Below are 26,113 nucleotides of genomic sequence, written 5' to 3'. Positions count from 1 at the left end.
AGCGAGCCCCCGCCCGGTACGGAGACCGGGCGGGGGCTCAGGGGACGTATCCGCGTATACGCGTACGTACCCCGTCGGCGCGTCCCTACGCGAGCAGCGCCGGGATCGTCGCCTCGTGGGCTTCCTTGAGCTCGCTCAGCGCGATGCCGAACTCACCCTGGATCTCGATCTCCTCGCCGTCCACGACACCGATCCGCGTCACGGGCAGTCCGCGCGCACCGCACATGTCGGTGAAGCGGAGCTCCTCGCTGCGCGGGACGGCGACGACCGCGCGCCCCGCCGACTCGCTGAACAGGAAGGTGAAGGCGTCGAGACCGTCCGGCACGACCAGCCGGGCGCCGTTGCCGCCGCGCAGGCAGGACTCGGTGACGGCCTGGATCAGACCGCCGTCCGAGAGGTCGTGCGCCGCGTCGATCATGCCGTCGCGGGACGCCGAGATCAGAATCTCGCCGAGCAGCTTCTCCCGGTCCAGGTCGACCTTCGGCGGCAGACCACCGAGGTGGTCGTGGACGACCTGCGACCAGGCCGAGCCGCCGAACTCCTCGTGCGTCTCGCCGAGCAGGTAGAGGAGCTGGCCCTCTTCCTTGAAGGCGATCGGCGTACGGCGGTTGACGTCGTCGATCACGCCGAGCACGGCCACGACCGGCGTCGGGAGGATCGCCGTCTCACCGGTCTGGTTGTAGAGCGAGACGTTGCCGCCGGTGACCGGGGTGCCGAGCTGGAAGCAGCCGTCCGCCAGACCACGGGTGGCCTCGGCGAACTGCCACATGACATCCGGGTCCTCGGGCGAACCGAAGTTCAGGCAGTCGGAGATGGCCAGCGGCTTGGCGCCGGAAGCGGCGACATTGCGGTAGGCCTCCGCCAGCGCGAGCTGCGCGCCCGTGTACGGGTCGAGCTTCGCGAACCGGCCGTTGCCGTCGGTCGCCATCGCCACGCCCAGGTTCGACTCCTCGTCGATCCGGACCATGCCGGCGTCCTCGGGCTGCGCGAGCACGGTGTTGCCCTGCACGAACCGGTCGTACTGGTCGGTGATCCACGCCTTGGAGGCCTGGTTCGGCGACGAGACCAGCTTCAGGACCTGCTCGCGCAGCTCGGCCGGGGTGGCCGGGCGCGGCAGCTTGCCCGCGTCGTCGGCCTGGAGCGCGTCCTGCCAGGTGGGGCGCGCGTAGGGGCGCTCGTAGACCGGACCGTCGTGCGCCACGGAGCGCGGCGGTACGTCGACGATCTGCTCGCCGTGCCAGAAGATCTCCAGCCGGTCGCCCTCGGTCACCTCACCGATGACGGTGGCGATGACGTCCCACTTCTCGCAGATCTCCATGAAGCGGTCGACGTTGCCGGGCTCGACGACCGCGCACATGCGCTCCTGCGACTCGCTCATGAGGATTTCCTCGGGCGAGAGGGTCGCGTCACGCAGCGGGACGGTGTCGAGCTCGACGCGCATACCGCCGGAGCCGGCCGAGGCCAGCTCGCTCGTGGCGCAGGAGAGGCCGGCGCCGCCGAGGTCCTGGATGCCGGCGACGAGCTTCTCGCCGAAGATCTCCAGGGTGCACTCGATGAGGAGCTTCTCCTGGAAGGGGTCGCCGACCTGGACGGCGGGGCGCTTGGCCGGGCCGGTCGAGTCGAAGGTCTCCGAGGCCAGCACGGAAACGCCGCCGATGCCGTCGCCACCGGTGCGGGCGCCGTAGAGGATCACCTTGTTGCCGGGGCCCGAGGCCTTGGCGAGGTGGATGTCCTCGTGCCGCATGACGCCGATGCAGCCGGCGTTGACCAGCGGGTTGCCCTGGTAGGAGGAGTCGAAGACGACCTCGCCACCGATGTTCGGCAGACCCAGGCAGTTGCCGTAACCGCCGATGCCCGCGACCACGCCGGGCAGGACCCGCCGGGTGTCGGGGTGGTCGGCGGCGCCGAAGCGCAGCGGGTCGACGACGGCGACCGGGCGGGCACCCATGGCGAGGATGTCGCGGACGATGCCGCCGACGCCGGTGGCCGCGCCCTGGTAGGGCTCGATGTACGAGGGGTGGTTGTGCGACTCGACCTTGAAGGTGACCGCGTAACCCTGCCCGACGTCCACGACGCCCGCGTTCTCGCCGATGCCGACGAGCATCGCGTCGTTGGCGGGGACCTTCTCGCCGAACTGCCTCAGGTGGACCTTGCTGCTCTTGTACGAGCAGTGCTCGGACCACATGACGGAGTACATGGCCAGCTCGGCGCCGGTGGGACGGCGGTCCAGGATCTCGCGGATCCGGGCGTACTCGTCCTCCTTGAGGCCGAGTTCCTTCCAGGGCTGACCGACATCGGGCGTTCCGCCCGCGTGCTTGACGGTGTCCAGGGTCATCAGGCGCTTACCAGCTTCTTCAGGATCGAGGTGAAGAATCCGAGACCGTCGGTACGGCCCGTACCGATCAGCGGCTCCACGGCGTGCTCGGGGTGCGGCATCAGACCGACGACATTGCCCGCGGCGTTGGAGACGCCGGCGATGTCGCGGAGCGAGCCGTTGGGGTTGCCGTCCAGATAACGGAAGGCGACCCGGCCCTCGGCCTCCAGCTCGTCGAGCGTGCGCTCGTCGGCGACGTACCGGCCGTCGATGTTCTTCAGGGGTACGGAGATCTCCTGCCCCGCCTCGTAGTCGGCGGTCCAGGCGGTGTCCGCGCCCTCCACCCGCAGCTTCTGGTCACGGCAGATGAAGTGCAGATGGTTGTTCCGCAGCATCGCGCCGGGCAGCAGGTGGCTCTCGGTGAGGATCTGGAAGCCGTTGCAGATGCCGAGGACCGGCATACCGGCCTTCGCCTGCTCGATGATCGTCTCCATCACCGGCGAGAACCGGGAGATGGCGCCGGCCCGCAGGTAGTCGCCGTAGCTGAAACCGCCGGCCAGGACCACCGCGTCGACCTGCTTGAGGTCCTTGTCGCGGTGCCAGAGCTGGACGGGTTCGGCGCCGGCGAGCCGGGCGGCCCGCAGGCTGTCCCGGTCGTCGAGCGTGCCGGGGAAGGTGACGACTCCGATACGAGCGGTCACTTCGACTCCTCGACCTTCACGACGAAGTCCTCGATCACGGTGTTGGCGAGGAACGTCTCGGCCATCTCGTGGATACGGGCGAGGGCGGCGTCGTCGACCGGCCCCGCCACTTCGAGCTCGAAGCGCTTTCCCTGGCGGACATCGGCGATCGACTCGAACCCGAGGCGGGGCAGTGCGCGCTGCACCGCCTGGCCCTGCGGGTCGAGGATCTCCGGCTTGAGCATGACGTCGACTACGACGCGTGCCACTGGCACTCCCGGTGGTGTGGTGCGGCTGGTTCTGCTGCTGTGTAATGCGGGGGAATCCCCCGTCCCCCGAGCTTCCCTCAGCGTACCCGCCTGGAGAATCTACGCGGGTAGATATGTGGACAGGCAGATCACGCGACGATTTCAACGCCCGGTTCCGAACCCGTTCCCGGCCCCTTCCAGCCCCTTCCCCGACCTCTTCCGCACCCCGGCGGCACCGGGAAAAATCCCGGGAAAAATCAGCGCTCCCCATTGCCGTGAGACACGCTGATGCAATTGGCTGGGCTTCACCATGCGACGCTTCCGCTGTACAAAGGAATACAGAGGAAAGCAGCATGGCCCGATAACAGCCGGAAGGCCGGTATCGCCGCACGTCAGCCGTGTTTCCGCACGTGCCCGGCAGGGCGGTACCGCAAGAAAGGACCGATATCCGTGGCGCAGCGCGTAGTGGTTACGCTCTCCGACGACATCGACGGCGGCCAAGCGGCGGAAACGGTCACGTTCGGCCTGGACGGGAAGTCGTACGAGATCGACCTCAATCCCGCCAATGCAAAGAAACTGCGCAAGGCCCTGGCGCCGTACTTGGCGGCAGGCCGAAAGCAGACAAACGCCAGCAAGTACGGCAAGGCCCGCCTGACGTACAGCCACACCTCCCTCGCACCCGATCCGGCGGCCGTCCGCGCCTGGGCGCAGTCGCACAAGATGGAGGTGCCGGCCCGGGGCCGGATCCCGAAGCGGGTCTACGAGGCTTTCCACGAAGCCAGTTGAGGGGCAGGAGTGCGGTCGGTGATCGGAAGCCGACCGGGGTCTGCCGGGGGAGCGGTCGGGGACGGGTTCGGTCGGGGACGGTGTCGGTCGGGGATGGTCGGGGTCGGCGGGGGTCGGCCGGCAGGGCGGCCGGGGCCCGGTCCGCCCCGGTCGACCCCCGCCGGGATCCGGCCGGGGCCCCTGGGGCGCACCGAGTTGCGCACCACCCCCCTTGATCGGCTAAAGTCTGGAACACGCCGAGGGGCAAGGCCGAAAGGCCGGAACCTCACGGAGCGTGCGGGTGTAGTTCAGTAGTAGAACGCCCCCTTTCCAAGGGGGAGGCGCAGTGTGCAATTCCTGTCACCCGCTCCGCATAGCTCACCATCCACTCTTGTGGATCAGGTAGAGTGATGCTCGCATCGGTCGCCCGGTGCAGTGCGGACGTAGCTCAGTTGGTAGAGCGCAACCTTGCCAAGGTTGAGGTCGCCAGTTCGAACCTGGTCGTCCGCTCAGATGAAGAAGCCCCCAGTCGTATCGACTGGGGGCTTCTTCGTGTCTGCCGCCACTGACAAATGTCATGCGCTTCGGTGACAGCGCGCACTGCCGGTGGGTCCGGTCCGGCGGAAGCCTGGAAGACATGACTTTGTCTTCCAGGAGCGACGAGCACGATGACCATGGCAGCGGTGGCGCCCCCGGCCGTTCCGGCGACCCCGGCGATCCCGGCGATCCCGTGGATGGCCCGGTCATCGAGGCGGAGGAGCTGCGGCGCACCTACACCGGCGGATTCACGGCGGTGGACGGCATCTCCTTCTCGGTGGCGGGCGGCGAGCTGTTCGCGCTGCTCGGGACGAACGGGGCCGGCAAGACCTCCACCGTCGAGCTGCTGGAGGGGCTCGCCAGGCCCAGCGGCGGCGCGGTGCGAGTCCTGGGCCATGACCCGTACACGGAGAGGTCGGCGGTGCGCCCCCGCGTCGGCGTGATGCTCCAGGAGGGCGGATTCCCCTCCGATCTGACGGTCGCGGAGACGGTGCGGATGTGTGCCGGATGCACCAGCGGGGCCCGGCCGACCGGTGAGGCGCTCGATCTGGTGGGGCTCGGGGAGCGGTCGGGCGTCCGGGTCAAGCAGCTGTCCGGCGGCGAGAAGCGACGGCTCGACCTGGCGCTCGCGCTGCTCGGCCGGCCCGAGGTGCTCTTCCTCGACGAGCCGACGACGGGCCTGGACGCCGAAGGACGTCGCGACACCTGGGAGTTGATACAGGCGCTGCGGGACGGCGGCACCACGGTGCTGCTGACCACGCACTACCTGGAGGAGGCGGAGACCCTCGCCGGCCGGCTGGCGATCATGCACCGAGGCCGGATCGTGGTCACCGGGACGCCGGGCGAGGTGACCGCCGCGCGGCCGGCCCGTATCCGGTTCGTGCTGCCCGACGAGGTCGACGCCGCGCGGTTGCCGCTGTCGTTGCGGGCGGCGGTGGAAGGGCGCCGGGTCGAGATCCGTACCCGGAGGATGCAGGAGGACCCGGCCGAACTCCTGCGGTGGGCAGATGAGTCGGACGTACGGCTCGGGGCGCTGGACGCCCGTTCGGCCTCGCTCGAAGAGTCGTTTCTGGAGATCGCGGCGCGGAACGCGGAAACGGTGGGTGCGTGATGAGCACGGCGACAGGCATGGGCACTGGCCCGGGGAGCGCGGGCAGGCGAAGAGCGATACGGCCAAGGTCGAGCTGTACACCCGCTGGTCGTTCTACTGCTTCGGAGGCTTCGAGGTCGGGTTGCTCGCTTTCCCGGGGCTCGCTTCCGGGGCGAGGGAGCAGGACGGCTGGCTGTTCCTGCTGGTCCGCGCGCACGCCACGCTGTGCACCGTGCTCCGGTCCAAGGCCCTGGACTGGCGCCTCGGCCGCCGCGAGCGACCCGTACGCCTGCTCCTGGCCACGGCCGCTCTGTCCGCGGCGGGCATCGTGGTGATCCTCGCCCTGCTCCGCGCCGAGGCGATTCCGGGCAGCAGCGTTTTCACCCCCCTGCTTCTGGGCTTCGGCGGCTTCGGCCTGGCGGCGACCTCCCTGGCCCTGCGGACAGCAGCTCGCATGGTCTTCGCGGTACTCGGTACGGCGGCCGGAACGGCGGGCGCCAGTCTGGTGGTCGGGCTGCCGGGTGACCAATCCGGATGGAATGCCGTCGGTGTCCTCGCCACGGGTACCGGTCTGGTCTTCGCCTATGTCTTCTCGGCCTGGCTGGTCCATACCGTCTGGGAGCTGGACGCGGCCCGCGAGCCGGGGACCCGGCTCGCGGTCGCGGAGGAGCGGCTGCGCTTCGGCCGCGATCTCCACGACGTCATGGGGCGCAACCTGGCGGTCATAGCGCTGAAGAGCGAGCTGGCGGTCCAGCTCGCCGAGCGCGGCCGGCCGGAGGCCGTCGCGCACATGGCCGAGGTGCAGCAGATCGCACAGGACTCGCAGCGCGAGGTCCGGGAAGTCGTACGTGGCTACCGCGAGGTGGATCTGCACAACGAACTGGAAGGAGCCCGGGGGGTGTTGAAGGCGGCGGGCATCGACTGCCGCATCGAGGGGGACGACGGCGGAGCACTGCCGGCGGAGGTCAGATCGGCGCTGGGGTGGGTGGTCCGCGAGGCGACGACGAACGTCCTGCGGCACGGCGACGCGGCGTGGTGCACCGTGCGGCTGTCGGCTCGGGAGGGCCCGGAAGCAGTCCTGATCGTCGAGAACGATGGTGTGCCGGACGGCACACCGGAAATGGCCGACAGCTCCGGCAGCAGCGGTCACGCGGATCCTCGGAAGGGCTCCGGGCTGACCGGGCTCCGGGAACGGCGGACGGCGCTGGGCGGCACGCTGGACGCGGGAAGGGCGGGCGGCGGACGCTTCAGGCTGACGGCCCGGGTGCCGGTGCCAGGCGCCGGGTCTGGGCCTGCGGCTACAGCTACGTCTACGGCTGCGCCCGAGGACAGGCCTGAGGCCAAGGGCGTGGCCGGGGTCGGGTCCCGGTCCGGTTCGGGGTGTCCGTCGGGGTCTCCGTCCGCGTCCGCGTCCCGGTCGGGATCTGAGTCCGGGTCGGGATCTGTGCCCCGATCAAGGTCGGGCTCTGGCTCCGGGGCGGGGTCCGGCGGGGAGGTGGCGGTGTGACGGTCATCCCCGTTCCCCTGCCCTCACCTCCCGCTCCCCCCGCTCCCCTGCGCGTCCTGCTCGCCGACGACGAGCATCTGATCCGGGGCGCGCTCGCCGCACTGCTCGCGCTGGAGGACGATCTGGTGGTGGTCGCCGAGGCGGCTTCCGGTCCCGAGGCGCTGGCGATGGCCCGCGCCCACCGGCCCGATGTGGCCGTGCTGGATCTGCAGATGCCGGGCGCCGACGGTGTGAAGGTCGCCACATCGATCCGGGCCGAACTGCCCGGCTGCCGAACGATGATCGTGACCAGCCATGGCCGCCCCGGCCATCTGAAGCGGGCGCTGACGGCGGGCGTGCGGGGCTTTGTGCCGAAGACGGTCAGCGCGCGGCAGCTCGCCGAGATCATCCGCATCGTGCATGCCGGAAACCGCTTCGTGGACCCGGAGTTGGCGGCCGACGCCATCTCCGCCGGGGACTCGCCGCTGACCGCACGGGAGGCCGAAGTGCTGGAGCTGGCGGCCGACGGAGCCCCGATCGCGGACATCGCGGCGCGCGCCTCCCTCTCGCAGGGGACCGTACGGAATTACCTGTCGTCGGCGGCCTCCAAGCTGGGGGCGGAGAACCGTCATACGGCGGTGCGTCTCGCACGCGAGCGAGGTTGGGTATAGTTGGCCTCGCGCCACGGCGCTTGCGGACGTAGCTCAGTTGGTAGAGCGCAACCTTGCCAAGGTTGAGGTCGCCAGTTCGAACCTGGTCGTCCGCTCAGATGAAGAAGCCCCCGGTCCTTTCGGCCGGGGGCTTCTTCGTGTCCACTGTCGTGCGCCGTACCGTGTCCGTGCGCCGTCCCGTGCCCGTGCGCCGTCCCGTATGCGGCCGCCGGCGGCCTACTGCCAGCTGTTTCCGGTGAGGAGTTCGTACGCCTCCAGGTACTTCGCCCGGGTGGCGTCGACGATCTCCTGCGGCAGCGGGGGCGGCGGCTGCTCGCTCTTGTGGTCCCAGCCGGAGGCCGGCGAGGTCAGCCAGTCCCGTACGAACTGCTTGTCGTACGAGGGCTGCGCGTGGCCCGGCTCCCAGGTGGCGGCCGGCCAGAAACGCGAGGAGTCGGGGGTCAGCACCTCATCGGCGATCACCAGCCGCTCGCCGTCGAAGCCGAATTCGAACTTGGTGTCGGCGAGGATGATCCCCCGGTCGCGCGCGATGTCCCGCGCCCTGCTGTAGACGTCGAGCGTCGTCCGGCGTAGCAGGGCGGCGTTCTCCGCACCGACCTGGCGGGCGACTTCCTCGTACGACACGTTCTCGTCGTGGTCGCCGACGGCGGCCTTGGTGGCCGGGGTGAAGATCGGCGCGGGCAGCTCGGAGCCGTCCACCAGGCCTTCGGGGAGCGCCAGTCCGCAGACCGTGCGGGTCTCCTCGTACTCCCTGAGTCCCGAGCCGGCGAGATAGCCACGGGCCACGCACTCCACCGGGACCATGTCGAGCGACCGGCAGACGAGGGTGCGGCCGGCCCAGTCGGCGGGGGCGCCCGCCGGGACGTCCGTGGAGATCACATGGTTCGGTACGAGGTCCTGGAGTCTCTCGAACCACCAGAGCGAGAGCTGGGTGAGGACCCGGCCCTTGTCGGGGATGTCGGTGGGCAGCACCCAGTCGTACGCGGACATGCGGTCGCTGGCGACCATCACGAGGTCGCCCGCCTCGTTCCGGTACAGATCGCGCACCTTGCCGGTGTGCAGATGTACCAGGCCCGGGACCTCAAGGGGTTCGGGCTTTTCTACGAATCCGGACATGGGTCCTCCCCGTGGTTCTGTCCGATCTAGGAGATCGCCTCGATTCTCCCGTATGCCGGAAGTCCCAGCTCGCGGGGGTACTCCGCGCGCTCTCGCCATCGCCTCCCGTGGCTTCCCGCAGCCTTCCGTGGCTTCCCCGTGCTTTTCTCAGTCCCGCTTGCAGATCCGGTCCAGGAGATTCGCGGTCGCGCGCTGCACGCGCGGGTCCACATGGCCGGGTCGATCCAGCTTGGGGGACCAGGCGAAGGTCCCCGAAGCGAAGACGAGGGCGCCGGACGGGGCCCGGTAGAGCGAGGTCTCCTGGTGCCGGCGGGAGTTCTCACTGTCGCGGTACGGGGAGTGCGCGAGCAGGATGCGGTCCTGGTGCGGGGGCAGGGCCGTACGGGGGAAGTAGCGGTCGGCCTCGCCGGCGACCAGCCCGTCGATCTCGTCCCCGTCGGCCGCGCCGGTGGCTTCCCAGAGCCAGTGGTCGGCGTTGCGTACGACCAGGGGGCTCGGCTCGGGGACCCGGCCCGCGTACTGGATGCCCAGCAGTTGCTGCTCGGGTCGGTCCACCTCTCGCCAGAGCGCGGGTTTTCCGGGGCCGTGGCGCTTGCGGCAGGTCAGGAGGCGGTCGGCGACACCGGAAGCCGACGGACCCAGCTCCACCTGCCAGTACATGGTGTTGGCGGAGAGGAAGACGAGGGAGGTGCCTTGTTCGCGCGCCAGCTCGACGGTGCGGCGCATGGGCACGGACCAGTACTCGTCGTGGCCGGGGAAGACCAGGCCCCGGTAGCGGGTCGGGTCGACGCGTCCGGCGTGCAGATCGCGAGTGTCGGCGTAGGCGAGGTCGTAGCCGTACCGCTCGGCCCAGCGGATGAAGTCGTAGGCGTGCCCGACATGGAGAGGCAGGCCGGCGCCCGCGTACGGGCGGTCGAAGGAGACGGTCGTCGCCGCCCCCTCCTCGCCGAGAAGCCGGCCCCGCTCGTCCCAGGCGTGGTAGAGGCTGGCGCCGGTGTGGCCGTCCTCGGGATAGAGGTTGTACGCCTGCCAGGTGATGTCGGGGAGCAGCAGGAGGAGATCGGCCGGGCGGCTGTCGCGGACCGTGAACGGGATGTGGGAGCGGTATCCGTCGGCGGTGGTGAGCACGGCGACATGGGCGCCGACGGACCAGTACGAGGGGATCTGCAGCCGCCAGGAGAGCCACCAGTGGTGACAGGAGAGTGTGCGGTCGGCGGCGAGCGGCGGCGGCTGGACGATGCCGGAGAGCCGGGGACTGGTGGTGATCTTGCTGGCCCCGTCGCCGCCGTAGTGCCCGATGCGGTAGACGTCCACGGAGAACTGCTGGGGAGGGTCGACGGTGACATGGAAGTCGATCGCCTCACCGGGGGCGACGGCGCCGGTCGACGCGAAGCCCTTGATCTGGCGGCGTACGTCGTCGGCGGTGCGGGTGCCGCCACTGCCGCCACGGCCCGCGTTCGGATCGGCGTACCAGGGCACGACGTGGCCGGTGTCGTCGAAGTAGTTCTCGCTGCCGCGCAGCCAGGGCAGTGGCCCCTGGCCGAAGGGATCACTGACGGCATGGGCGAGAGCGCCCGATTCCCATCGCTGGATATGGTCCGCCCCCATGGTGCGCCCCTCCTCCGGGCCCCCGGGTGACGGGTGGCACGGCCGTTGATACGAGCGTTGATGTGCGTGATTCGATCGTTGACACGCGTGTCGGCCCGCCGGTGTACGGCCGGCCGTCCGGCCGGTGCTTCGGTTGGTGCTTCGGTTGGTGATGCGAGCCGTCATACACGTGGTCATGTGTCCGGTGATGCGACCGCCGGTGCGGTCGGTGATGCGGTCGGCTGTCAGCGCCGGTCTCCAGCACATCACATAACGCACGCGTCTCGTCACCGTTCGTCGCGAATTGGCGTTAACGGAACGTGTCACTCCGGAAGCCGTGTGTGGTAATGGCGAGCGTATGGGAGTGCGCACGGGCGCGGAGGAGCGTGGCGCGGGTCACACCAGTCTGCCGGGATCCGGATTCATACGAGCCGTACGGGCTTCTCGGCCCGCACCCCCAGCGAAGCCAGCCAGGAGCGGAGCGGCTCGGCGTCCCCGTCCTCGACCAGGCTGAGGACGGGGACACCCAGGTCGGTACGGCGCTCGCCGTCGACGAGGAGGGCCGGGCCGTCGAGCCAGTCCAGCCCGGGGACGGCGCCCGCCGTGTCGACGGCGGAGCAGCAGACCATGGCCGTGACGTGGTCGGCGAGCAACTCCCGGCCGGTGCGGGGCGGCTGGAGCGGGAGGAGGGGCAGCGGGTCGGTGCCCCAGAGGGCGAGGGCGTCGCCTGCGGTCTCGGCGGGGATGGGCGGGCTCGCCGCCTCCTCGCGGGCGAGCTCCGCGCTGATTCCGGCGGCCAGGGCGTCGCCGGCCTCTCCGCTCAGGGTGCTTCCCTCGGTCCGGCCGCCACCACCGCCACGGCCGGCCGCGCCGCTTCCACCGGTCCCGCTCGTTCCGCCGTTTTGGTCGGTCCCGCCGTCGTAGCCGTCATCGCCCGAGAGGTGATCCATCACGCGGGCCAGGGTCGGCCCGGGGGCCGGGGAGGAGCCCAGGGGGCCGGCCGAGCGCCGCACCCCCATACCGTCCAGGACGCGGTGCAGCCTGGCGGCTTCCGTACGCCACTTACGGTCGACGACCTCTTCGGGATACTGCTGCCAGTCCACCGGGGACCAGTCCGGGCCGGTCTCGGCCGGGCCGCCGTGGAAGAGGCGGGCGGCGAGCAGGGAGGCCGCCTCGTCGACCATGCCCGGCTCATCGAGCAGATCGCAGGCGGGGCGCTCGCCGAGCCGGGAGGTGAAGCCCTCGGCGAGGCGGTCGCGGCGGGACAGCTCCGTGAGGGCGGACACCACACCGGCATCCAGGCGGGAGGGCCAGCGGCCCATCCGCCAGGCCGGCAGCGCGACCCGGGTCAGCAGCCGGTCCCAGCCCGCGTAGGCGAGGCCGACCTGCTCCTGGGCGACGATCCGCAGGCCGTAGTCCACCGCCTGGGCGCGTTCGGATGCCGCCGCCGCGACGCCTCGCTCCATCAGCACGGCGTGCTCGCCGCAGCCGCGCAGCATCATCCGGGCGATCCGGCCGATGGGCCCGAGCGCCGCCGCGCGTATCCACCCCTGGCCCGGCTTGGACGCGACGGCGACCGCCGCGTCGAGTCCCCGGACGAAGCGACGGGCCGCGGCTATGTCCGGATGCGCGGCGGGGCCCGTACCGGCGACGACCGGGGCCAGCACGGCGCGCAGCTCGGCGACCCGCATCCACCACAGGAAGGGCGATCCGATCACCAGGACGGGAGCGGTGGGGACCCGGCCACGGACGGCGCCACGGGGTGCCGCGTGCGCGCGGGCGTGCGCGGGATGCGTTCGGTCCTCCAGCCAGCTGTCGCAGTCAGGCGTGAGCGCTATGGCGGAGGGCGCGGGCACATCGAGCTTCTCCGCCAGGTCACGCACCAGCCGGTAGAGGTCGGGCGCCGAGCGCTCGGCGATGGCCACGGTAGGGCTGAGGGCGGGCTTGGCGCGGGTGATGACGGCCGCCACGGCCCCGGCGAGCAGGAGTACCGCCACCGCGAAGGCCGTCACGGCCCAGCGGGCGGTGTCCCAACTCTCGCCGCTGATACGGCCTGTCGCCCCGCAGACGAGCAGCACGACGGCGACGGCGGCGGGCAGCAGAGCGACGGCCAGCGCCCTGCCACGGACCCGCAGCACGGCGAGAGCCCGGGCCCGGGCACCCTGAGCGCCCATCTCGTCACCGATACCAGCACGGGAATCGGACATGTCGGACCTCACCCCCTCTGCCCTTCGCGGCGGCGTTGCTCACTCCCCCACTGTGGCACCCACCACTGACATCGCAATGCCGGTGGGCCAAGTGCCGGAATGCTTGCGCCGCACCCTAGTTGGGCCCCCAGAGGCCCGTCATCCGGATGGCCTATCCGCCACCCGATGGAATGGCTCCGGGCAAAGCCGCTGACGCGGTGACGTAGGGCGCTCCGCTTTCCGGGCGGACGGGTCGGGGGCGCGCCGGGGGCGGCGAAGACGGGGCGGCGAGGGGGAATACGTGAATACGCCGACACGGGGATGCGCAGATGCGCTGATACGCGGGCGCCCCCGGCCGACAGGCTCGGGGGCGCCCGCGTATCAGCGGTCAGGCTTCCACGGTCTGGATTCCGCAGTCAGGTCTCCGCGATCGGGCCTGCGCGATCGAGCGCGCTGTCAGCCCTCCGCGGCCGCGCGCGCGATGTCCGTACGGTGCTGCGCGCCGTCCAGCCGGATACGGCCGACCGCCGCGTACGCCCGCTCGCGGGCCTGCGTCAGGTTCTTGCCCGTCGCCGTGACCGACAGCACGCGGCCACCGGCGCTCACGACCGTGTCGCCGTCCAGCCGGGTCCCGGCGTGCAGGACATACGCGTCGGGGGCATCCTGCGCCGCGATCTCGTCGAGGCCCTCGATCGGGTCGCCGGTGCGCGGTGTGTCCGGGTAGTTGTACGAGGCGACGACTACCGTGACGGCGGCGGCGTCGCGCCAGGTCAGCGGCGGAAGGGCCGCGAGGTTCCCCTCGGCCGCCGCCAGCAGGACACCGGCCAGCGGGGTCTTGAGCCGGGCCAGGACCACCTGGGTCTCGGGGTCACCGAAGCGGGCGTTGAACTCGATGACCCGTACCCCCCGGCCGGTGATCGCGAGTCCGGCGTACAGCAGTCCGGCGAAGGGCGTACCGCGCCGCCGCAGTTCGTCGACGGTGGGCTGGAGGACCGTCTCCAGGACCTCGTCGACCAGCTTGGGGTCGGCCCACGGGAGCGGGGAGTAGGCGCCCATGCCACCCGTGTTCGGGCCTTCGTCGTTGTCGAGGGCGCGCTTGAAGTCCTGCGCGGGCTGGAGCGGGAGGACCGTCACGCCGTCGGTGATCGCGAAGAGCGAGACCTCGGGACCGTCGAGGAACTCCTCGATGACGACACGGCCACAGGCGAGCGCGTGCTCGCGGGCAGCGGCGAGGTCCTCGGTCACGACGACACCCTTGCCGGCGGCGAGCCCGTCGTCCTTGACGACGAAAGGCGGACCGAAGGCGTCGAGCGCGTCGTCGATCTGCTCGGGGGTGGTGCAGACGTAGCTACGGGCCGTCGGGACGTTCGCCGCGGCCATCACGTCCTTGGCGAAAGCCTTGGAGCCCTCCAGCTCCGCGGCTTCGCGGGACGGGCCGAAGCAGGGGATGCCCGCGTCCCTCACGGCGTCGGCGACCCCCGCCACCAGCGGCGCTTCAGGCCCGACGATGACGAGCCCGGCCCCCAGTTCGGTGGCGAGGCGGGCCACGGCCGCGCCGTCCAGGGCGTCCACCGCGTGCAGCTCGGCCACCTCGGCGATGCCGGCGTTGCCGGGCGCGCAGTGGAGAGCGGTCACGTCGGGGTCGAGGGAGAGAGAGCGGCACAGGGCGTGTTCGCGGGCGCCGCCGCCGATGACAAGGACCTTCACGGGGGGCAGCCTAGCCCGGACGGGGCGATCACCGTGTGCGCCCCTTTGGACGGGCCGCCGAAAGCGGGCCCACTACTCGTTCGGATATTCCTCCACAACGGTGGCGCCGAGCTCGCGCACGATCAGGTCATGGCCGGAGAGCGACGAGACGACAAGATCCGGATCGTCGTCCTCCGGAACGTCGTCCTCCGGGGCGACCGGCGGCGGTGGCGCGGGTGCGGCGGGTCCGCTGTCCTGCCGGGGCGGCTCGGACCGCGCCGGGGCGGAAGCCGTGGCCGCCTGGGGCGTGGGGGCGGCCGATGACGATGGAGCGGATGGGGCCGGGTACGGCGCCGTGGGAGAAGCGCCCGGGGCGCCGGCCTGGGGGTGGGCGCTGTGACCGCCCTGTGGGGCCGCGGCCCCGTTCCCGCCGCCGGGCACGTTCGTGCCGCCGGCCCCGCTCGTGCCGCCGTTCGCGCCGCCTGCGGGAGCGCCGTACGCACCACCGCCGTACGCGCCCCCACCGCCGTACGCGCCCGCACCGCCCGGGGTGCCGCCGGTCGTGGCGCCCCCGCCGAAGCCGCCTCCGCCGCCGCCCGACGGGGGCGGCGGCGTGCCGCCGGACGGATCGACGATCGCCTCGATCTTCCACTGCACGTGGAACTGCTCGGCCAGCGCCTGCTTGAGCACGTCCTCACTGCCACTGCTCGTGAAGTTGTCACGCGCGCCCGCGTTGATGAATCCGATCTGGAGGGTCGTTCCGTCGAATCCGGCGACCTGGGCGTTCTGACTGAGCAGAATCCAGGTGAAACGCCGGCGGTTCTTCACGGCCTCCAGGATGTCCGGCCACATGGTCCGCACCTGCCCGGCACCCTGCGTCATGCCGGCGCTCGGCGCGGCGGCAGCGGGGACGGCGGCAGCGGCCTCCGGCGCGGCCTGGGCAGGGGCGGCGGGCCGGCTCGGCACGGCGCCCTGTCCCGGTGTCGACGCGGTGGGCCAGCCGCCGGGACGCCGCCCGGCAGCGGGGGCCGGCTGCGGCGCGGCTGCGCCCGGCGTCGCGGCGCCGGGCCACACACCGGCCCGCTGCGGCTCCGCCTGGGGGTGGTCGGGTACGGCTACGGGCGCGGCAGCGCTCGGCGCGGCCTGCGGCACGGGGGCGGCCGGGGGCGGGGTCGGCATCGCGGGCTGATCGGCCGGCATCGCGGGCGGCGCGGCCGGCATCGCGGGCGGGGCGAGAGCATGTGCCTCGGGCCCGGGCACGTACGCCATCGTGGGTCCGGGCCCCCCGGACGAGAAGGCGGCGCCCTGGGTCGTGGCGGCGGCCGCGGCCCCCCGCTCCAGCCGGTCGAGCCGGGCCCGTACCGAACGTTCGTCGTCGAAGGCGGCCGGCAACAGCACCCGCGCGCAGATCAGCTCCAGCTGCAGGCGCGGCGAGGTGGCGCCGCGCATCTCCGTCAGCCCGGTGTTGACCAGATCGGCCGCCCGGCTCAACTCCGCCGCCCCGAAGACCGACGCCTGCGCGGTCATCCGCTCGACGACATCGGCGGGGGCATCGATCAGCCCCTTCTCCCCGGCATCCGGCACGGCGGCCAGGATGACCAGGTCCCGCAGCCGCTCCAGCAGATCGGCGACGAAGCGGCGCGGGTCGTTGCCGCCCTCGATGACCTGGTCCACGACCTCGAACGCGGCGGCCCCGTCCCCCGCCGCGAAGGCGTCGACGACCGAGTCGAGCAGCGACCCGTCCGTATAGCCGAGCAGGGACGTCGCCATGGCGTACGTCACACCAGCCTCGGTCGCGCCCGCGAGCAACTGGTCCATGACGGACATCGAGTCACGCACCGACCCGCCCCCGGCCCGCACGACCAGCGGCAGTACCCCGTCGGCGACCGGAATCCCCTCCCGCCCGCAGACCTCGGCGAGATACTCGCGCAGGGTCCCCGGCGGCACCAGCCGGAACGGGTAGTGGTGCGTACGCGACCGGATGGTCCCGATGACCTTCTCGGGCTCGGTCGTCGCGAAGATGAATTTGAGATGCTCCGGCGGCTCCTCGACCACCTTCAGCAGGGCGTTGAAGCCCGCCGAGGTGACCATGTGCGCCTCGTCGATGATGTAGATCTTGTACCGGCTGCTCGCGGGCCCGAAGAACGCCTTCTCGCGCAGGTCACGGGCGTCGTCCACACCACCGTGCGACGCCGCGTCGATCTCGATGACGTCGATCGACCCCGGTCCGTTCCTGGCCAGGTCCTGGCAGGACTGACACGTCCCGCACGGCGTCGGTGTGGGCCCCTGCTCGCAGTTCAGGCAGCGGGCGAGGATGCGCGCACTGGTCGTCTTCCCGCAGCCACGCGGGCCACTGAACAGGTACGCATGGTTGACCCGATTGTTCCGCAGCGCCTGCTGCAGCGGATCGGTGACATGCTCCTGCCCGATGACCTCGGCGAATGACTCGGGGCGATAACGGCGGTACAGCGCAAGGGACGACACACCTACGAGGTTATCGGCCCCCTCCGACAACGCACCCGTACCACCACCAACCCCACCCCCAACGCAAGCGCCCCCCACGCACCCGCCAGAGCCAACCTACCCTTGCTGCCTTCCGGCCCTGGGGGAGTTCAGTCAGATAGCGCCACGTGAGGGGCTCCGCACACAGTACCCGATCCCAGAGGTCCGGAACGAGTTCGCGAGCACGGCTCAACGTCTTGTATTGTTTGCCCCGGAGGATTCGCCTAGTGGCCTAGGGCGCACGCTTGGAAAGCGTGTTGGGGGCAACCCCTCACGAGTTCGAATCTCGTATCCTCCGCCATTGCTCTCACCGGGCAATACGTCGAAGGGCCCCACCGCTCGCGGTGGGGCCCTTCGACGTTGAGGGTTGCCGTTGCCGCGATCAGGCCGCGACGGCTCCCTGCGCCCAGAAGCAGCTGGTCTGGTTCTCCTGCGCCCACGCGCCCATCTGAACGTTCCGACAAGGTGCCGCGCATGGGGGGCTCCGGGAAGACGCACAAGATTGTGTGGGCTGAAGCCGGCGGGGGGAGATGCGCAATCTGCCGTGGCGAGGTGATCACCCCCCGGGACGGACTGTGATGATCCGTCCGCATTCGGCGAGAGGCACACATCGTGGCCCGTTCCAAGGGCGGCCCATGGTCAGGGAAGCTCCGCCATCTTGAAGTGGCTGGTCAGCGGGGTGGCGTGACCTGGTTTCGGGGTGCTCGTGCTGGTCGTGGGCGGCAGTCTGTGTTGTAGATCGTCCGGCGGGGTGGTTTTGTCGATGAGTTCACCGTCCTCAACCGGTCTACCCAGCGACACGACCGTTCTCGACAGGAGTGCCATGTCCACCATCCAGCCAGTGATCGTGACTTCCGACCAGGACGTTCTGCTCGGCTTCTATACGAAGTTGTTCGGCGCTGAGGAGATCTTCCGGGTGCCGGCGGAAGGCCCGTCCTTCTACATCGGCTTGCGCATCGGCGACACCGACCTCGGGCTGGTGGCCGAGGCGAACCCGGGGACTGGGGCGGCGTCGCGGATCCTGCTCAGCATCGGTGTCGACAACGTCGACGAGACGCTCGGCCGGGTGGCGGCGCTGGGCGGCTCGGTCCGCAGCGGCCCCAACGACATGCCGTGGGGACAGCGCGTCGCCCACATCCAGGACCCCGACGGCAACCCGGTGAACCTCACTCAGCCGATCCCGGCCCGGTGACGCTGTTCCGGGGGCATGTGCTGATCGTGGGCTACCTGCGGTAAAGATCAGTTGTCGGTAGTGGCCTCGATGTTCGTCAGGACGAGCAGCGCGCGAAACAGGTGGGTGGCGCGGGCGGGGTCAGTACGGGGCTTGGTGAGAACCCGCCCGTTCTTCAGGTGGGCAGAGCCGCGTTCGACGGGGACGCGTCCGGTCGGGCGGTTCGCCTTGCCGGTGCGGCGCTGGGTGGGGATGAGGGTGCCGTCGATCAGGACGACCTCCCCGCCCCGCATGGCGATCTTCTTCAGAGCGCGGTCCGGCCGCGGGGCCTTCGCGGCCGGCAGGGATCAGCTCGTCCCGCCAGCGGCACACCGTGGTGGCGGAGATGTCGTTGCCGCCGGCCATGTCGGCCAGGCGCTGGTCTTGCCGCAGCACGGCCGGGACGATCAAACGGACGCGCGAGATCGGTATCCGCCGGGACGAGAGCCGAGGGGGGCACCCGCGCGTCCCTGCCACAACTCGGCCACTGATACGCCTCTTCCCAATTCCTGGGATTGCACATAGGCGACCATGGCCGGCAGCGGCGAGCGCGGCAGCGAGCCGGTGTTTCGCCGGTGGTAAGGGGCGGACTCCGCCACTGTTCCGGCGCCGAAGACCCTGATGAGCCTGCGGGCGAGGACCTTGGGGCTCCAGCCGAGTTCGTCCAGGCATCCCGTCAGCACGGCGTTCGGTTCACCTGCCGCGTGCGACCACCTCACGCCCAGCGGTTCGTCGAGACCTGACCGTCACCATGGTGACGGTTCAACACCGTCGACTAACCGACATCGCAGAGAAGTTGACCCGGTTGACCCGTTGATCGGGTTCTGCCGATCCGCCTCCTCCGGTGTTCTTGAGGCAGAGCAGAAGGCACCGCCCTCGCAATGAAGGAGAAGGGGCCGGGTCTTGAACCACCACGCGAGCACCTCCCAAGAGGGCACACAGGAGCTTCGACTTCGGGGTGTGCTCGCAGCCCTACAACATGTAACGTCGACGCTTCCTCGACGGTGACGACCGGGAGGGTTACTGCACATTGGGGGGCGTCTGGGCGCGGGCGTCTTGGGGGTAGGTAATGAGCCACTATCGATTCAATCCGCCGCCCGGCTGGCCGACGCCACCAGAGGGATGGGTGCCACCGTCGGGGTGGGAACCCGAGCCGTCTTGGCCGGCACCACCTGTGGGCTGGCAGTTGTGGGTACCGGTCGACGCCGTACCTGTCCACGCAGTTACTTCCATGCCCGTACCCGGCGGTGCTTCGAGCAGTACGGCGGCGATCGGCGTTCCGCACCAACCCTCCGGAACCGGGGGTAACAGCGCCGTACCGGCTGCTCGGCGAGGTGGACTGCTGGGGCGGCTCCGGCGGGACGGACCGTCCGAGGTCGAGCAGCTGCGCGAGTGGGTCTCCGCCACGCAGGGAGCCGACGCCCTGGAAGTGGCCCGCCTGATGCAGCGAACGCGCGATGAGGCGGACGTGCTGCGCGCCCAGGCGGCCGAGGAGGCGGAGGCGATCCTCCGGGACGCTCGCGATGTCGTCAAGGACATCAAGGCCGACGCCCGTCGAACGGCCCAGGAGACCGAGCGTGTTCGCAAGGACGCCGACCGGCACCGCGATGAGGTCTTCCAGGCGGAGACCCGGCTGACCGAGTTGCGCGCGCAGATCGTGATCACCGATGAGACAGCCATGCTCCAGCAGGTCGGCATCTACGCGTACCGCCACCCCTTGGAGGACGCGGTCGCGTATCGCAGCACCCTGGATTCGCTCAGCGCCGAGATCAAGAATCTGGCCCGTACCGACCGGGCCGTGCTGGCCGCCACGGACTGGACGGTCAACGGCTCCGTGCGCGAGGGCCGCAAGATGGTGCGCGACTTCTCCAAGCTCATGCTCCGCGCGTACAACGCCGAAGCCGATTACGCGGTGCGCAGCATGCGCCCGCACCGGCTGACCTCCCTGGTGGACCGCCTTTACAAGAGCCGCGAGACCGTCGCCAAACTGGGCGCCACCATGCACATCCGTATCTCGGACGAGTACCACAGCGCCCGGGTGCGGGAGTTGCAGCTGACGGCCGACTTCCTGCAGAAGAAGGAAGAGGAGAAGGAAGCACAGCGCGAGGCCCGCGCCCGCGATCGGGAGGAGGCGGCCGCGCAGAAGGAACTCGACCGCGAACGGGAGAAGCTCCAGAAGGAGTTGGGGCACTACCAGTCCGCGCTCGAACGCCTGCGGCAGCGCGGGGACTTCACGGCGGTCAGTGAGATGGAAGCGAAGCTCGCGGACATCGAGAGCGCGCTGAACGACGTGGAGACCCGCGCCGCCAACGTGCGCACCGGGTACGTCTACGTGATCTCGAACGTAGGCGCCTTCGGGGACAGCATCGTGAAGATCGGCATGACCCGACGGCTCGAACCTCTGGAACGCGTCTACGAACTGAGCGGGGCGGCGGTCCCGTTCCGCTTCGACGTGCACGCCCTCATCTTCAGCAAGGACGCGGTCGGCCTGGAGACGCGTCTGCACCAGGAATTCGCGTCCCACCGCGTCAACCGGGTCAACAGCAGGAAGGAGTTCTTCTACGTGACACCCGGCGAGGTACGGGACGCTCTGACACGTTACGCGGGCGAGCACGTCGTCGAGTTCAACGAAGTTCCGCAGGCGCTGGAATGGCGGGCCAGCAGCGCCGGTCGGAATACCTGAATCGGCCGCTGCCAGTAGGTCGGGGAGGGCATCTCGACCCGCCTGGACTCACCACCAGCATCGGAGAACCTGGTCTCCGTCCTGGTCTCATTCACCGGCGTGCAGCACCGTTCGGACGACTTGCCTGCCCCGGCTTCGCCCCAGGTCAGGGCGCTCCCGTACGGGTCTGAACCCCCGTACGAACAGTTGGAAAGCGTGTTGGGGGCAACCCCTCACGAGTTCGAATCTCGTATCCTCCGGCATTGCTCTCACCGGGCAATACGTCGAAGGCCCCGACCGGGAAACCGGCCGGGGGCTTCTGCGTTCCTCCGTACCCTCGCACCGGGGACACGACCCGCCGACCGACTCCTCAGATCTGCACCACGTGCACGTCCTTGGCGTCCAGTGCCTTCAGATAGGCATCGAGGTCGGCCGGATCGCTGGTGAAGACCACGGCACTGCTGTGTCGGGCCGCCGTCAGAGCCACCAGGGCATCCACGGCGTCCGGCCGCTTCTTCGGGGGCAGCTCTGCCGCACCGAGGGCGCTTCCGATGCGCTGCCATTCGGTGATGTCCGGGCCGGTGGCGCACATGATGCAGGCCGTCTGCCCCACGCTGGTGGGGCGCATGGCTGGGGCCGAACTACGAGCCTGCGGCACCGTGCAGTCCTTCATCAACCCGGCCAGGGCATGCACCGTGGCGGGGCTGGGCCGCCAGACTTGTGCCAGTACCGGTCCGAGCACAAGCGCCCGATGCGGCGTGTCCTGGAGGCCGGCGTGCAGACGAACGGCCTTCGCCTTGCGATCCGCGAGCGCGATCAGCATGCCGGTGTCGTAGACCGGCACCCGGGCAGTCACGCCGCGTTACCGGATCGGGTAGCAGGACCGTCTGCGCCATAGACGAGCCCCATGGCCTCCTGCACCTCCTGCCGCTCCTGCTCCGTGAGATCGTCGTCGGCGACCTCAGGCAGCGGTGCCAGTGCGGCAGCCTCGGCCTCAGCTGCCGCGATCACCGCGTCAAGTCGGGCGAACTGCGCCTCGGCCGCTTCCGCCTCGGCCATCTGCCGGGTCGCAGCGTTGACGAGATAAGCGGAAACATCCATGCCGGCCCGCTCCGCGTGAGTCCGGATGCGCTCGGCATGATCACTGTCCAGGCTGATGCTGATCCTCGTCTTCGGCATACCAGAAGTGTATGACGCGTATTACGACCCCGCCAAGCGCCCATCCCGGACCTTGGCATCGGCGAGCAGCCAACATCTGTGCACACTGCCACCGTATGATCCACCGCCGTGCTCCCTGGTCGACGCCGAACGGCGTTCTGCGCCCAGCTGCCCACCTCGTACGACGACGCCTTCGCCGTCAAGGTGAGCGACACGAACGGCGCGACCACTACCGCCGTGCCCGCCCTGTACCAGACCGACCTGAACAACGCCTGCGCCGCCGCGTCCGGCGGCGAGAGCCGCTGCAGTCTGAACGGGTCGTACAGCACCCAGGTCGTCCCGACCCTCTTCGTCCTCGGCCTGCCCGAGAAGGCATCCCAGACGTCCTACAAGGCGGAGCTGGTCTGCTCGACGACCTGTGGCACCGAGAGGCACAACGTCACCGGCATCACCCCGGCCACGGGCGTCACCGGCACCAAGGTGACCGTCAACGTGTCGGGCTCGGCCCTGCGCGAGAGCGACAAGGTCCGGATCAGCTCCGGCGGCACGACGATCGAGTCGACCACCGTCTCGGTGGCGCCCGACCGTCGGACCCTCACGGCCGCGCTCGACCTGACGAACGCGGCCACGGGCTCGTGGGCGCTCAGCGTCATCACGACCAACGGATGGCATTACTCCAGCGGTCAGTTCACGGTCACCGCCCCCCAGCCGCCGGCCAACAGCACCGCCCCCACCATCGCGGGCACGGTCCGGGTCGGTACCGGTCTGGTCGCCCGGACCGGCACGTGGACACCGACGCCGACGTCTTACACCTACCAGTGGAAGCTCGACGGCGTCGCCATCCCGGGCGCCACCGCCTCCTCGTACGTCCCGACCGCCGCCCAGCTCGGCAAGAAGCTGTCGGTCACGGTGAAGGCCAACCGCACCGGCCACGCGAGCGGCGCGGCCGGGACGACGGGGATCGCCGTGGCCCGTGGTGTCGCCCCGAAGGCGACCACACTGCCGCCGGTCTCCGGCACGGCGAAGGTGGGCCGCACGCTCACCGCGAAGCGCGGCACGTGGACGCCCACGCCGACGTCGTACGGCTACCAGTGGTACGCCAACGGCAAGGCCGTCAAGGGCGCGACGAAGTCCACGTTCGTCCTCACCCGAGCGCAGCGCAGTCTGCGGATCACCGTCAAGGTGACCGCCCTCCGCACGGGCCACTCCAGCGGCTACGCGTACGGCAAAGCGACAGCCGTGGTCGTCGCCTGACGCACGGGCGATGAGCGCGACCAGGGCCCCGGGCACGGGCGATCGTGCCCGGGGCCTTTCCCGTTCCCATGTTCACGTAAGTGACGACGGAGCGTCCGCCGGCCGGAAGAGGTCTTCACGCATCCTGGGTTCGGGTGATACGGGATACGGGATACGGGATACGAAACGGAACAGGCAGATCGGCATGGGCGAGACAGTGGGCGGGACCGTCGAGCAGGTGCGAGCGCTGGTCGGTTGGGTCGGCGCGGGCCGCAAGCTGACCCAGACCGGCCGTGTGACGCTTGCCGACGCGCGAGCACTGGTGGAGGTTCTGGACACCGGCGACCGGATGGACCCGGGGGATCGGGGACCGTACGTTCATGACGAAATCCAGCGAGGAGCTGTACCACCTCACACTGCTGGTCGAGTGGGCGAAGGCGGCGCGACTGCTGCGGACCGCGGGCGGGCGCCTGCTGCCGGTGAAGAAGAACGCCAGGCTGCTGGACCGCCCCGACGAGCTGCGTGGCACGCTGTTCGCCGCACTACCGCGCATCGGCCCAGCCGTGACGGTCTCCGGCCGGCTGGAATCCCTACTCTCGCACGAGTACGGCCGGGGTCTGCGGGCGTTGCTGCAGCGGCTCTACGCGACCACCGTCCCGGTGCCACTCAGCGACCTGCACGATGTGGTGTGGCAGGCGGTCAGCCCGCTGTACGTGCTCGACGACCTGTCTCCCGACCGTCTGGGCATCTGCGTAGCGCCAACGACCACGACATCCAACGGGTCCTGAAAGCCCTGGTCCCCCTAGGCACTGTCCATCTCACCGATGAATGAGCCGAGTTGACAGCGAACGGCCGTACCGAGACGGCCCCGATGCGCGGCGAGCCCGAGCCCGGCGACGCGGTGTTACGGATTCTCGCCGAGCTCGCCGACATAGACGACCCCCCGGTTTGGCGGCAGTTGCTCGTGCCCGCCGCGACCCGCCTGGACCGGCTTCATTCCGTGATCCAGGACGCGATGGCCGGCAGAACTGCCACATGCACGCGTTCACCATCGACGGTGTCCAGTACGGCTGTCCCAGCGGCGAACTCGGATTCCGCGACGAGCGCACCGCCACACCGGCCGCCCTGCTCAAACCGGGCGCCCACTTCGTGTACACGTACGACTTCGGGGACTCCTGGGAGCAGCTCATCACCGTGGAGCAGGTCCAGACAGCTCAGCCGGGCTTCACTATCCGTACTCCATGGACGGTGCCGGGACGTGCCCGCCAGAGGACTGCGGCGGCACCCCCGGCTGCAGCGATCTCAAAGCGATCCGCGCCGACCGGCACATGAGGAACACCACGCCATGCTGGTGTGGCTCGGACTTCGGTCCGCCACGGAATTCGCCCCGGACCGTTTCGCACCGGACGAGGCCACCGCGCGGCTGCTGCGCCTCACGGCACCATGAAGGACGAGCTGTCCGGCCACGCCACCGTTCGCGGCTCTGGGCGCGGCATCCGCCGAACGACGCGAGTCATCCGGCACCTCGTGGTCTCAGTTCTGGTCTCATTCGCCTACATTCAGCCGCGTCCGGACGCCGCTGAACAGTCCACTCCGCCCCAGGTCAGGACGCCCCCGTCCCTCCCCGAACTCCCAGGCGAACATATGGAAAGCGTGTTGGGGGCAACCCCTCACGAGTTCGAATCTCGTATCCTCCGCCATTGCTCTCACCGGGCAATACGTCGAAGGGCCCCACCGCTCGCGGTGGGGCCCTTCGACGTTGCCGAGGAAGCTCCTGGCTGTGCGCACTGGGCCCCTCGGTGCCGCCGGCCTGCGCAGCGTCCGGATCACCCCGATCGGCTTCCCGCAGCGGCGCCGCCCTGGCCGGCGGTGTCCTGTCCGCCGTCGTCCTCGGCGGTCTGCTGGCCGCTGCCCCGGGGGCGGCGGCGGCCGCCGATGTCACCTGCTCGGCCAATGTCTACAAGCGAACGTTCTACAAGAACACCTCCTTCTCCGGTTCGCCGGTACGGACCGACTGCGACAAGGCCATCAGCCGGAGCTGGTCCGGCAGACCGGTCGCCGGTGTGCCGTCGGACAACTTCGGTGTCCGCTGGTCGGTGACGCGTGATTTCGGCATCGAGGGCCCCTTCACGTTCACCGCCGCCGCCACCGCCACCGCCGACGTCCGCGTCTACCTGGACGGCGTCCAGGTAGATCGACCTGTGGAAGAACACCGGCAGCACCGCCCGCTCCAAGGGCGCCAACCTCACCGTCCCCTCCGGCAAGCACACCCTGCGCGTCGACTACGTGAACTGGACCGGCGAGCCGCCAAGGTCAAGTTCACGTACAGGCCCCGGACTTCGGCAACGTACGACAAGAGGAAGCCGCTCGCCCCCGGTGTGAAGACCGCCTACAACACCAAGGTCCGGAAGGCGACCGTCTCCTGGTCCGCCAACAAGGAGATGGACCTCGCGGGTTACTCCCTCTACCGGCGGCCCGTCGACTCCGGCACCTGGACGAAGGTCGCCGCGACCACCGCCCGCAGCTACACGGATCCCCTCGTCAACCCCGATGACCGCACGCCCTACTACTACGAGGTTCGCGCCAGGGACAAGGCGGACAACACCTCGTCGGGCAGCGCGGACATCATCGTCCGCCCCCTGCCCGTGGTGACCTTCCTGCCCCCAGCCTCTCCCTGCGCTCCTGCGCGACGGGCATCCAGGCCACCGCGGCCGACTACACGCCGTCCGTGAGCCGCGGCTTCACGGGCTTCGAGATCGAACGCCGCGAGGCCGGGACGGACACCTGGTCGGTGGCCCTGCACAAGCCGTACGACCGCTTCGGCGCGACCGTCACCGTCTGCGACCCACTGCCCGCCGACGGCGCACCTACGAGTACCGGGCCCGTACCTATGACGCGGGCGGCAACTACTCGCCGTCCAGCTACATCCAGGCGGCGACCATGGCTGTTCGCTGACGGCCCGCAGGTCGATGTGACCTGACA

21 protein-coding genes, 4 tRNA genes, 1 other RNA gene and 1 pseudogene are annotated in these 26,113 nt (G+C 70.2%); 15 read left to right on the top strand and 12 right to left on the bottom strand.

Translation table 11 applies throughout. The features are described from left to right. Positions 1-85: 85 nt before the first annotated feature. Genes purL through purS form a run of 3 tightly spaced genes read right to left on the bottom strand, consistent with a single transcriptional unit; the run spans position 86 to position 3,263 of the window. The gene (gene purL, locus ACIBAE_RS23840; RefSeq protein ID WP_399289053.1) at positions 86-2,335 is read right to left on the bottom strand and encodes a phosphoribosylformylglycinamidine synthase subunit PurL; all 2,250 of its coding nucleotides are present in this window, start codon (positions 2,333-2,335) and stop codon (positions 86-88) included. Continuing rightward, the gene (gene purQ, locus ACIBAE_RS23835) at positions 2,335-3,015 is read right to left on the bottom strand and encodes a phosphoribosylformylglycinamidine synthase subunit PurQ (protein ID WP_399289051.1); all 681 of its coding nucleotides are present in this window, start codon (positions 3,013-3,015) and stop codon (positions 2,335-2,337) included. The genes purL and purQ overlap by 1 nt, the downstream gene beginning before the upstream one ends. After that, positions 3,012-3,263, bottom strand: coding sequence for a phosphoribosylformylglycinamidine synthase subunit PurS (gene purS / locus ACIBAE_RS23830; RefSeq protein WP_399289049.1), 252 nt, complete (start codon positions 3,261-3,263; stop codon positions 3,012-3,014). Before purS ends, purQ begins: the two co-directional genes overlap by 4 nt. 429 nt (positions 3,264-3,692) lie before the next feature. Here purS and ACIBAE_RS23825 point away from each other — a divergent pair, with 429 nt between their 5' ends. From ACIBAE_RS23825 to ACIBAE_RS23795, 7 genes are all read left to right on the top strand, one after another. Continuing rightward, positions 3,693-4,028 (top strand): Lsr2 family protein, encoded by a 336-nt coding sequence (locus ACIBAE_RS23825; protein ID WP_399289047.1) that lies wholly within the window; start codon positions 3,693-3,695, stop codon positions 4,026-4,028. Positions 4,029-4,304: 276 nt separating this feature from the next. After that, positions 4,305-4,376 (top strand) — tRNA-Gly (locus tag ACIBAE_RS23820). 68 nt (positions 4,377-4,444) lie between these two features. Then, a tRNA-Gly gene (locus ACIBAE_RS23815) sits at positions 4,445-4,517 on the top strand. Between the two features lie 127 nt (positions 4,518-4,644). Continuing rightward, positions 4,645-5,655 (top strand): ABC transporter ATP-binding protein, encoded by a 1,011-nt coding sequence (locus ACIBAE_RS23810; protein ID WP_399289045.1) that lies wholly within the window; start codon positions 4,645-4,647, stop codon positions 5,653-5,655. Beyond that, entirely contained in the window at positions 5,648-7,141 is a 1,494-nt protein-coding gene (locus tag ACIBAE_RS23805) for a sensor histidine kinase (RefSeq protein ID WP_399289043.1), read from the top strand. The genes ACIBAE_RS23810 and ACIBAE_RS23805 overlap by 8 nt, the downstream gene beginning before the upstream one ends. Before the next feature lie 17 nt (positions 7,142-7,158). Then, positions 7,159-7,791, top strand: a complete 633-nt coding sequence (locus ACIBAE_RS23800) for a response regulator (protein WP_399289129.1) — start codon at positions 7,159-7,161, stop codon at positions 7,789-7,791. Positions 7,792-7,813: 22 nt separating this feature from the next. Next, positions 7,814-7,886 (top strand) — tRNA-Gly (locus ACIBAE_RS23795). 121 nt (positions 7,887-8,007) lie between these two features. On the opposite strand, the gene ACIBAE_RS23790 is transcribed toward ACIBAE_RS23795, so the two are convergent. From ACIBAE_RS23790 to ffs, 6 genes are all read right to left on the bottom strand, one after another. Then, the gene (locus tag ACIBAE_RS23790; RefSeq protein ID WP_399289041.1) at positions 8,008-8,907 is read right to left on the bottom strand and encodes a phosphoribosylaminoimidazolesuccinocarboxamide synthase; all 900 of its coding nucleotides are present in this window, start codon (positions 8,905-8,907) and stop codon (positions 8,008-8,010) included. Between the two features lie 147 nt (positions 8,908-9,054). Then, positions 9,055-10,515 (bottom strand): N,N-dimethylformamidase beta subunit family domain-containing protein, encoded by a 1,461-nt coding sequence (locus ACIBAE_RS23785; RefSeq protein WP_399289039.1) that lies wholly within the window; start codon positions 10,513-10,515, stop codon positions 9,055-9,057. Positions 10,516-10,916: 401 nt separating this feature from the next. After that, the gene (locus ACIBAE_RS23780; protein WP_399289037.1) at positions 10,917-12,701 is read right to left on the bottom strand and encodes a hypothetical protein; all 1,785 of its coding nucleotides are present in this window, start codon (positions 12,699-12,701) and stop codon (positions 10,917-10,919) included. Positions 12,702-13,136: 435 nt separating this feature from the next. Further along, positions 13,137-14,387, bottom strand: a complete 1,251-nt coding sequence (purD, locus tag ACIBAE_RS23775; protein ID WP_399289035.1) for a phosphoribosylamine--glycine ligase — start codon at positions 14,385-14,387, stop codon at positions 13,137-13,139. Between the two features lie 72 nt (positions 14,388-14,459). Further along, positions 14,460-16,850 carry a DNA polymerase III subunit gamma and tau gene (locus tag ACIBAE_RS23770; RefSeq protein ID WP_399289033.1) on the bottom strand — a complete coding sequence of 797 codons (2,391 nt, stop codon included), beginning with the start codon at positions 16,848-16,850 and terminating at the stop codon, positions 14,460-14,462. 60 nt (positions 16,851-16,910) lie between these two features. Further along, an RNA gene (gene ffs / locus ACIBAE_RS23765) (signal recognition particle sRNA small type) lies at positions 16,911-17,009 on the bottom strand. A gap of 72 nt (positions 17,010-17,081) precedes the next feature. On the opposite strand from ffs, the gene ACIBAE_RS23760 reads away from it, so the two are divergent. Together ACIBAE_RS23760 and ACIBAE_RS23755 are read left to right on the top strand one after the other, a co-directional pair. Continuing rightward, positions 17,082-17,169: transfer RNA gene (locus ACIBAE_RS23760), tRNA-Ser, on the top strand. Between the two features lie 522 nt (positions 17,170-17,691). Further along, positions 17,692-18,060 (top strand): VOC family protein, encoded by a 369-nt coding sequence (locus ACIBAE_RS23755; protein WP_399289031.1) that lies wholly within the window; start codon positions 17,692-17,694, stop codon positions 18,058-18,060. A 47-nt stretch (positions 18,061-18,107) separates the two neighbouring features. Here ACIBAE_RS23755 and ACIBAE_RS23750 read toward each other — a convergent pair whose 3' ends face one another. Next, a complete protein-coding gene (locus tag ACIBAE_RS23750; RefSeq protein ID WP_399289029.1) occupies positions 18,108-18,332 on the bottom strand; it encodes a hypothetical protein in 225 nt (74 codons plus the stop codon). Between the two features lie 977 nt (positions 18,333-19,309). Between ACIBAE_RS23750 and ACIBAE_RS23745 the strand changes: the two genes are divergently transcribed. Then, positions 19,310-20,761, top strand: a complete 1,452-nt coding sequence (locus ACIBAE_RS23745; RefSeq protein ID WP_399289026.1) for a DUF4041 domain-containing protein — start codon at positions 19,310-19,312, stop codon at positions 20,759-20,761. A 349-nt stretch (positions 20,762-21,110) separates the two neighbouring features. Here the strand turns inward: ACIBAE_RS23745 and ACIBAE_RS23740 are convergent, their stop codons facing one another. After that, complete coding sequence (locus ACIBAE_RS23740) at positions 21,111-21,584, bottom strand: hypothetical protein (RefSeq protein ID WP_399289023.1); 474 nt, start codon at positions 21,582-21,584, stop codon at positions 21,111-21,113. 8 nt (positions 21,585-21,592) lie between these two features. Then, positions 21,593-21,919 (bottom strand): hypothetical protein, encoded by a 327-nt coding sequence (locus tag ACIBAE_RS23735; RefSeq protein ID WP_332429156.1) that lies wholly within the window; start codon positions 21,917-21,919, stop codon positions 21,593-21,595. A gap of 108 nt (positions 21,920-22,027) precedes the next feature. Here ACIBAE_RS23735 and ACIBAE_RS23730 point away from each other — a divergent pair, with 108 nt between their 5' ends. From ACIBAE_RS23730 to ACIBAE_RS23710, 5 genes and pseudogenes are all read left to right on the top strand, one after another. Then, a complete protein-coding gene (locus ACIBAE_RS23730; protein WP_399289020.1) occupies positions 22,028-23,152 on the top strand; it encodes a hypothetical protein in 1,125 nt (374 codons plus the stop codon). A gap of 359 nt (positions 23,153-23,511) precedes the next feature. Beyond that, on the top strand, positions 23,512-23,919 hold the full coding sequence (locus ACIBAE_RS23725; RefSeq protein WP_399289017.1) for a hypothetical protein: 408 nt from the start codon (positions 23,512-23,514) through the stop codon (positions 23,917-23,919). Between the two features lie 83 nt (positions 23,920-24,002). Continuing rightward, positions 24,003-24,444 (top strand): annotated as a pseudogene (locus tag ACIBAE_RS23720) (plasmid pRiA4b ORF-3 family protein); the annotation flags it as partial. Between the two features lie 486 nt (positions 24,445-24,930). Next, positions 24,931-25,863, top strand: a complete 933-nt coding sequence (locus ACIBAE_RS23715) for a hypothetical protein (protein ID WP_399289014.1) — start codon at positions 24,931-24,933, stop codon at positions 25,861-25,863. Then, the gene (locus ACIBAE_RS23710) at positions 25,860-26,111 is read left to right on the top strand and encodes a hypothetical protein (RefSeq protein ID WP_399289011.1); all 252 of its coding nucleotides are present in this window, start codon (positions 25,860-25,862) and stop codon (positions 26,109-26,111) included. The genes ACIBAE_RS23715 and ACIBAE_RS23710 overlap by 4 nt, the downstream gene beginning before the upstream one ends. Positions 26,112-26,113 lie beyond the last annotated feature (2 nt).

Origin of the sequence: Streptomyces sp. NPDC051569, assembly GCF_044454085.1 — a bacterium.
GTDB lineage: Bacteria > Actinomycetota > Actinomycetes > Streptomycetales > Streptomycetaceae > Streptomyces.
This window is presented reverse-complemented; position numbering and strand designations above follow the sequence as displayed.

Excerpts from the sequence above, each read along its gene's own strand:
- purL (WP_399289053.1), bottom strand. The coding sequence starts at position 2,335 with ATGACCCTGGACACCGTCAAGCACGCGGGCGGAACGCCCGATGTCGGT.
- ACIBAE_RS23810 (WP_399289045.1), top strand. The coding sequence starts at position 4,645 with ATGACTTTGTCTTCCAGGAGCGACGAGCACGATGACCATGGCAGCGGT.
- ACIBAE_RS23790 (WP_399289041.1), bottom strand. The coding sequence starts at position 8,907 with ATGTCCGGATTCGTAGAAAAGCCCGAACCCCTTGAGGTCCCGGGCCTG.
- ACIBAE_RS23785 (WP_399289039.1), bottom strand. The coding sequence starts at position 10,515 with ATGGGGGCGGACCATATCCAGCGATGGGAATCGGGCGCTCTCGCCCAT.
- ACIBAE_RS23780 (WP_399289037.1), bottom strand. The coding sequence starts at position 12,701 with ATGTCCGATTCCCGTGCTGGTATCGGTGACGAGATGGGCGCTCAGGGT.
- ACIBAE_RS23755 (WP_399289031.1), top strand. The coding sequence starts at position 17,692 with ATGTCCACCATCCAGCCAGTGATCGTGACTTCCGACCAGGACGTTCTG.
- ACIBAE_RS23750 (WP_399289029.1), bottom strand. The coding sequence starts at position 18,332 with ATGCGGGGCGGGGAGGTCGTCCTGATCGACGGCACCCTCATCCCCACC.
- ACIBAE_RS23745 (WP_399289026.1), top strand. The coding sequence starts at position 19,310 with ATGCCCGTACCCGGCGGTGCTTCGAGCAGTACGGCGGCGATCGGCGTT.
- ACIBAE_RS23735 (WP_332429156.1), bottom strand. The coding sequence starts at position 21,919 with ATGCCGAAGACGAGGATCAGCATCAGCCTGGACAGTGATCATGCCGAG.
- ACIBAE_RS23725 (WP_399289017.1), top strand. The coding sequence starts at position 23,512 with ATGACGAAATCCAGCGAGGAGCTGTACCACCTCACACTGCTGGTCGAG.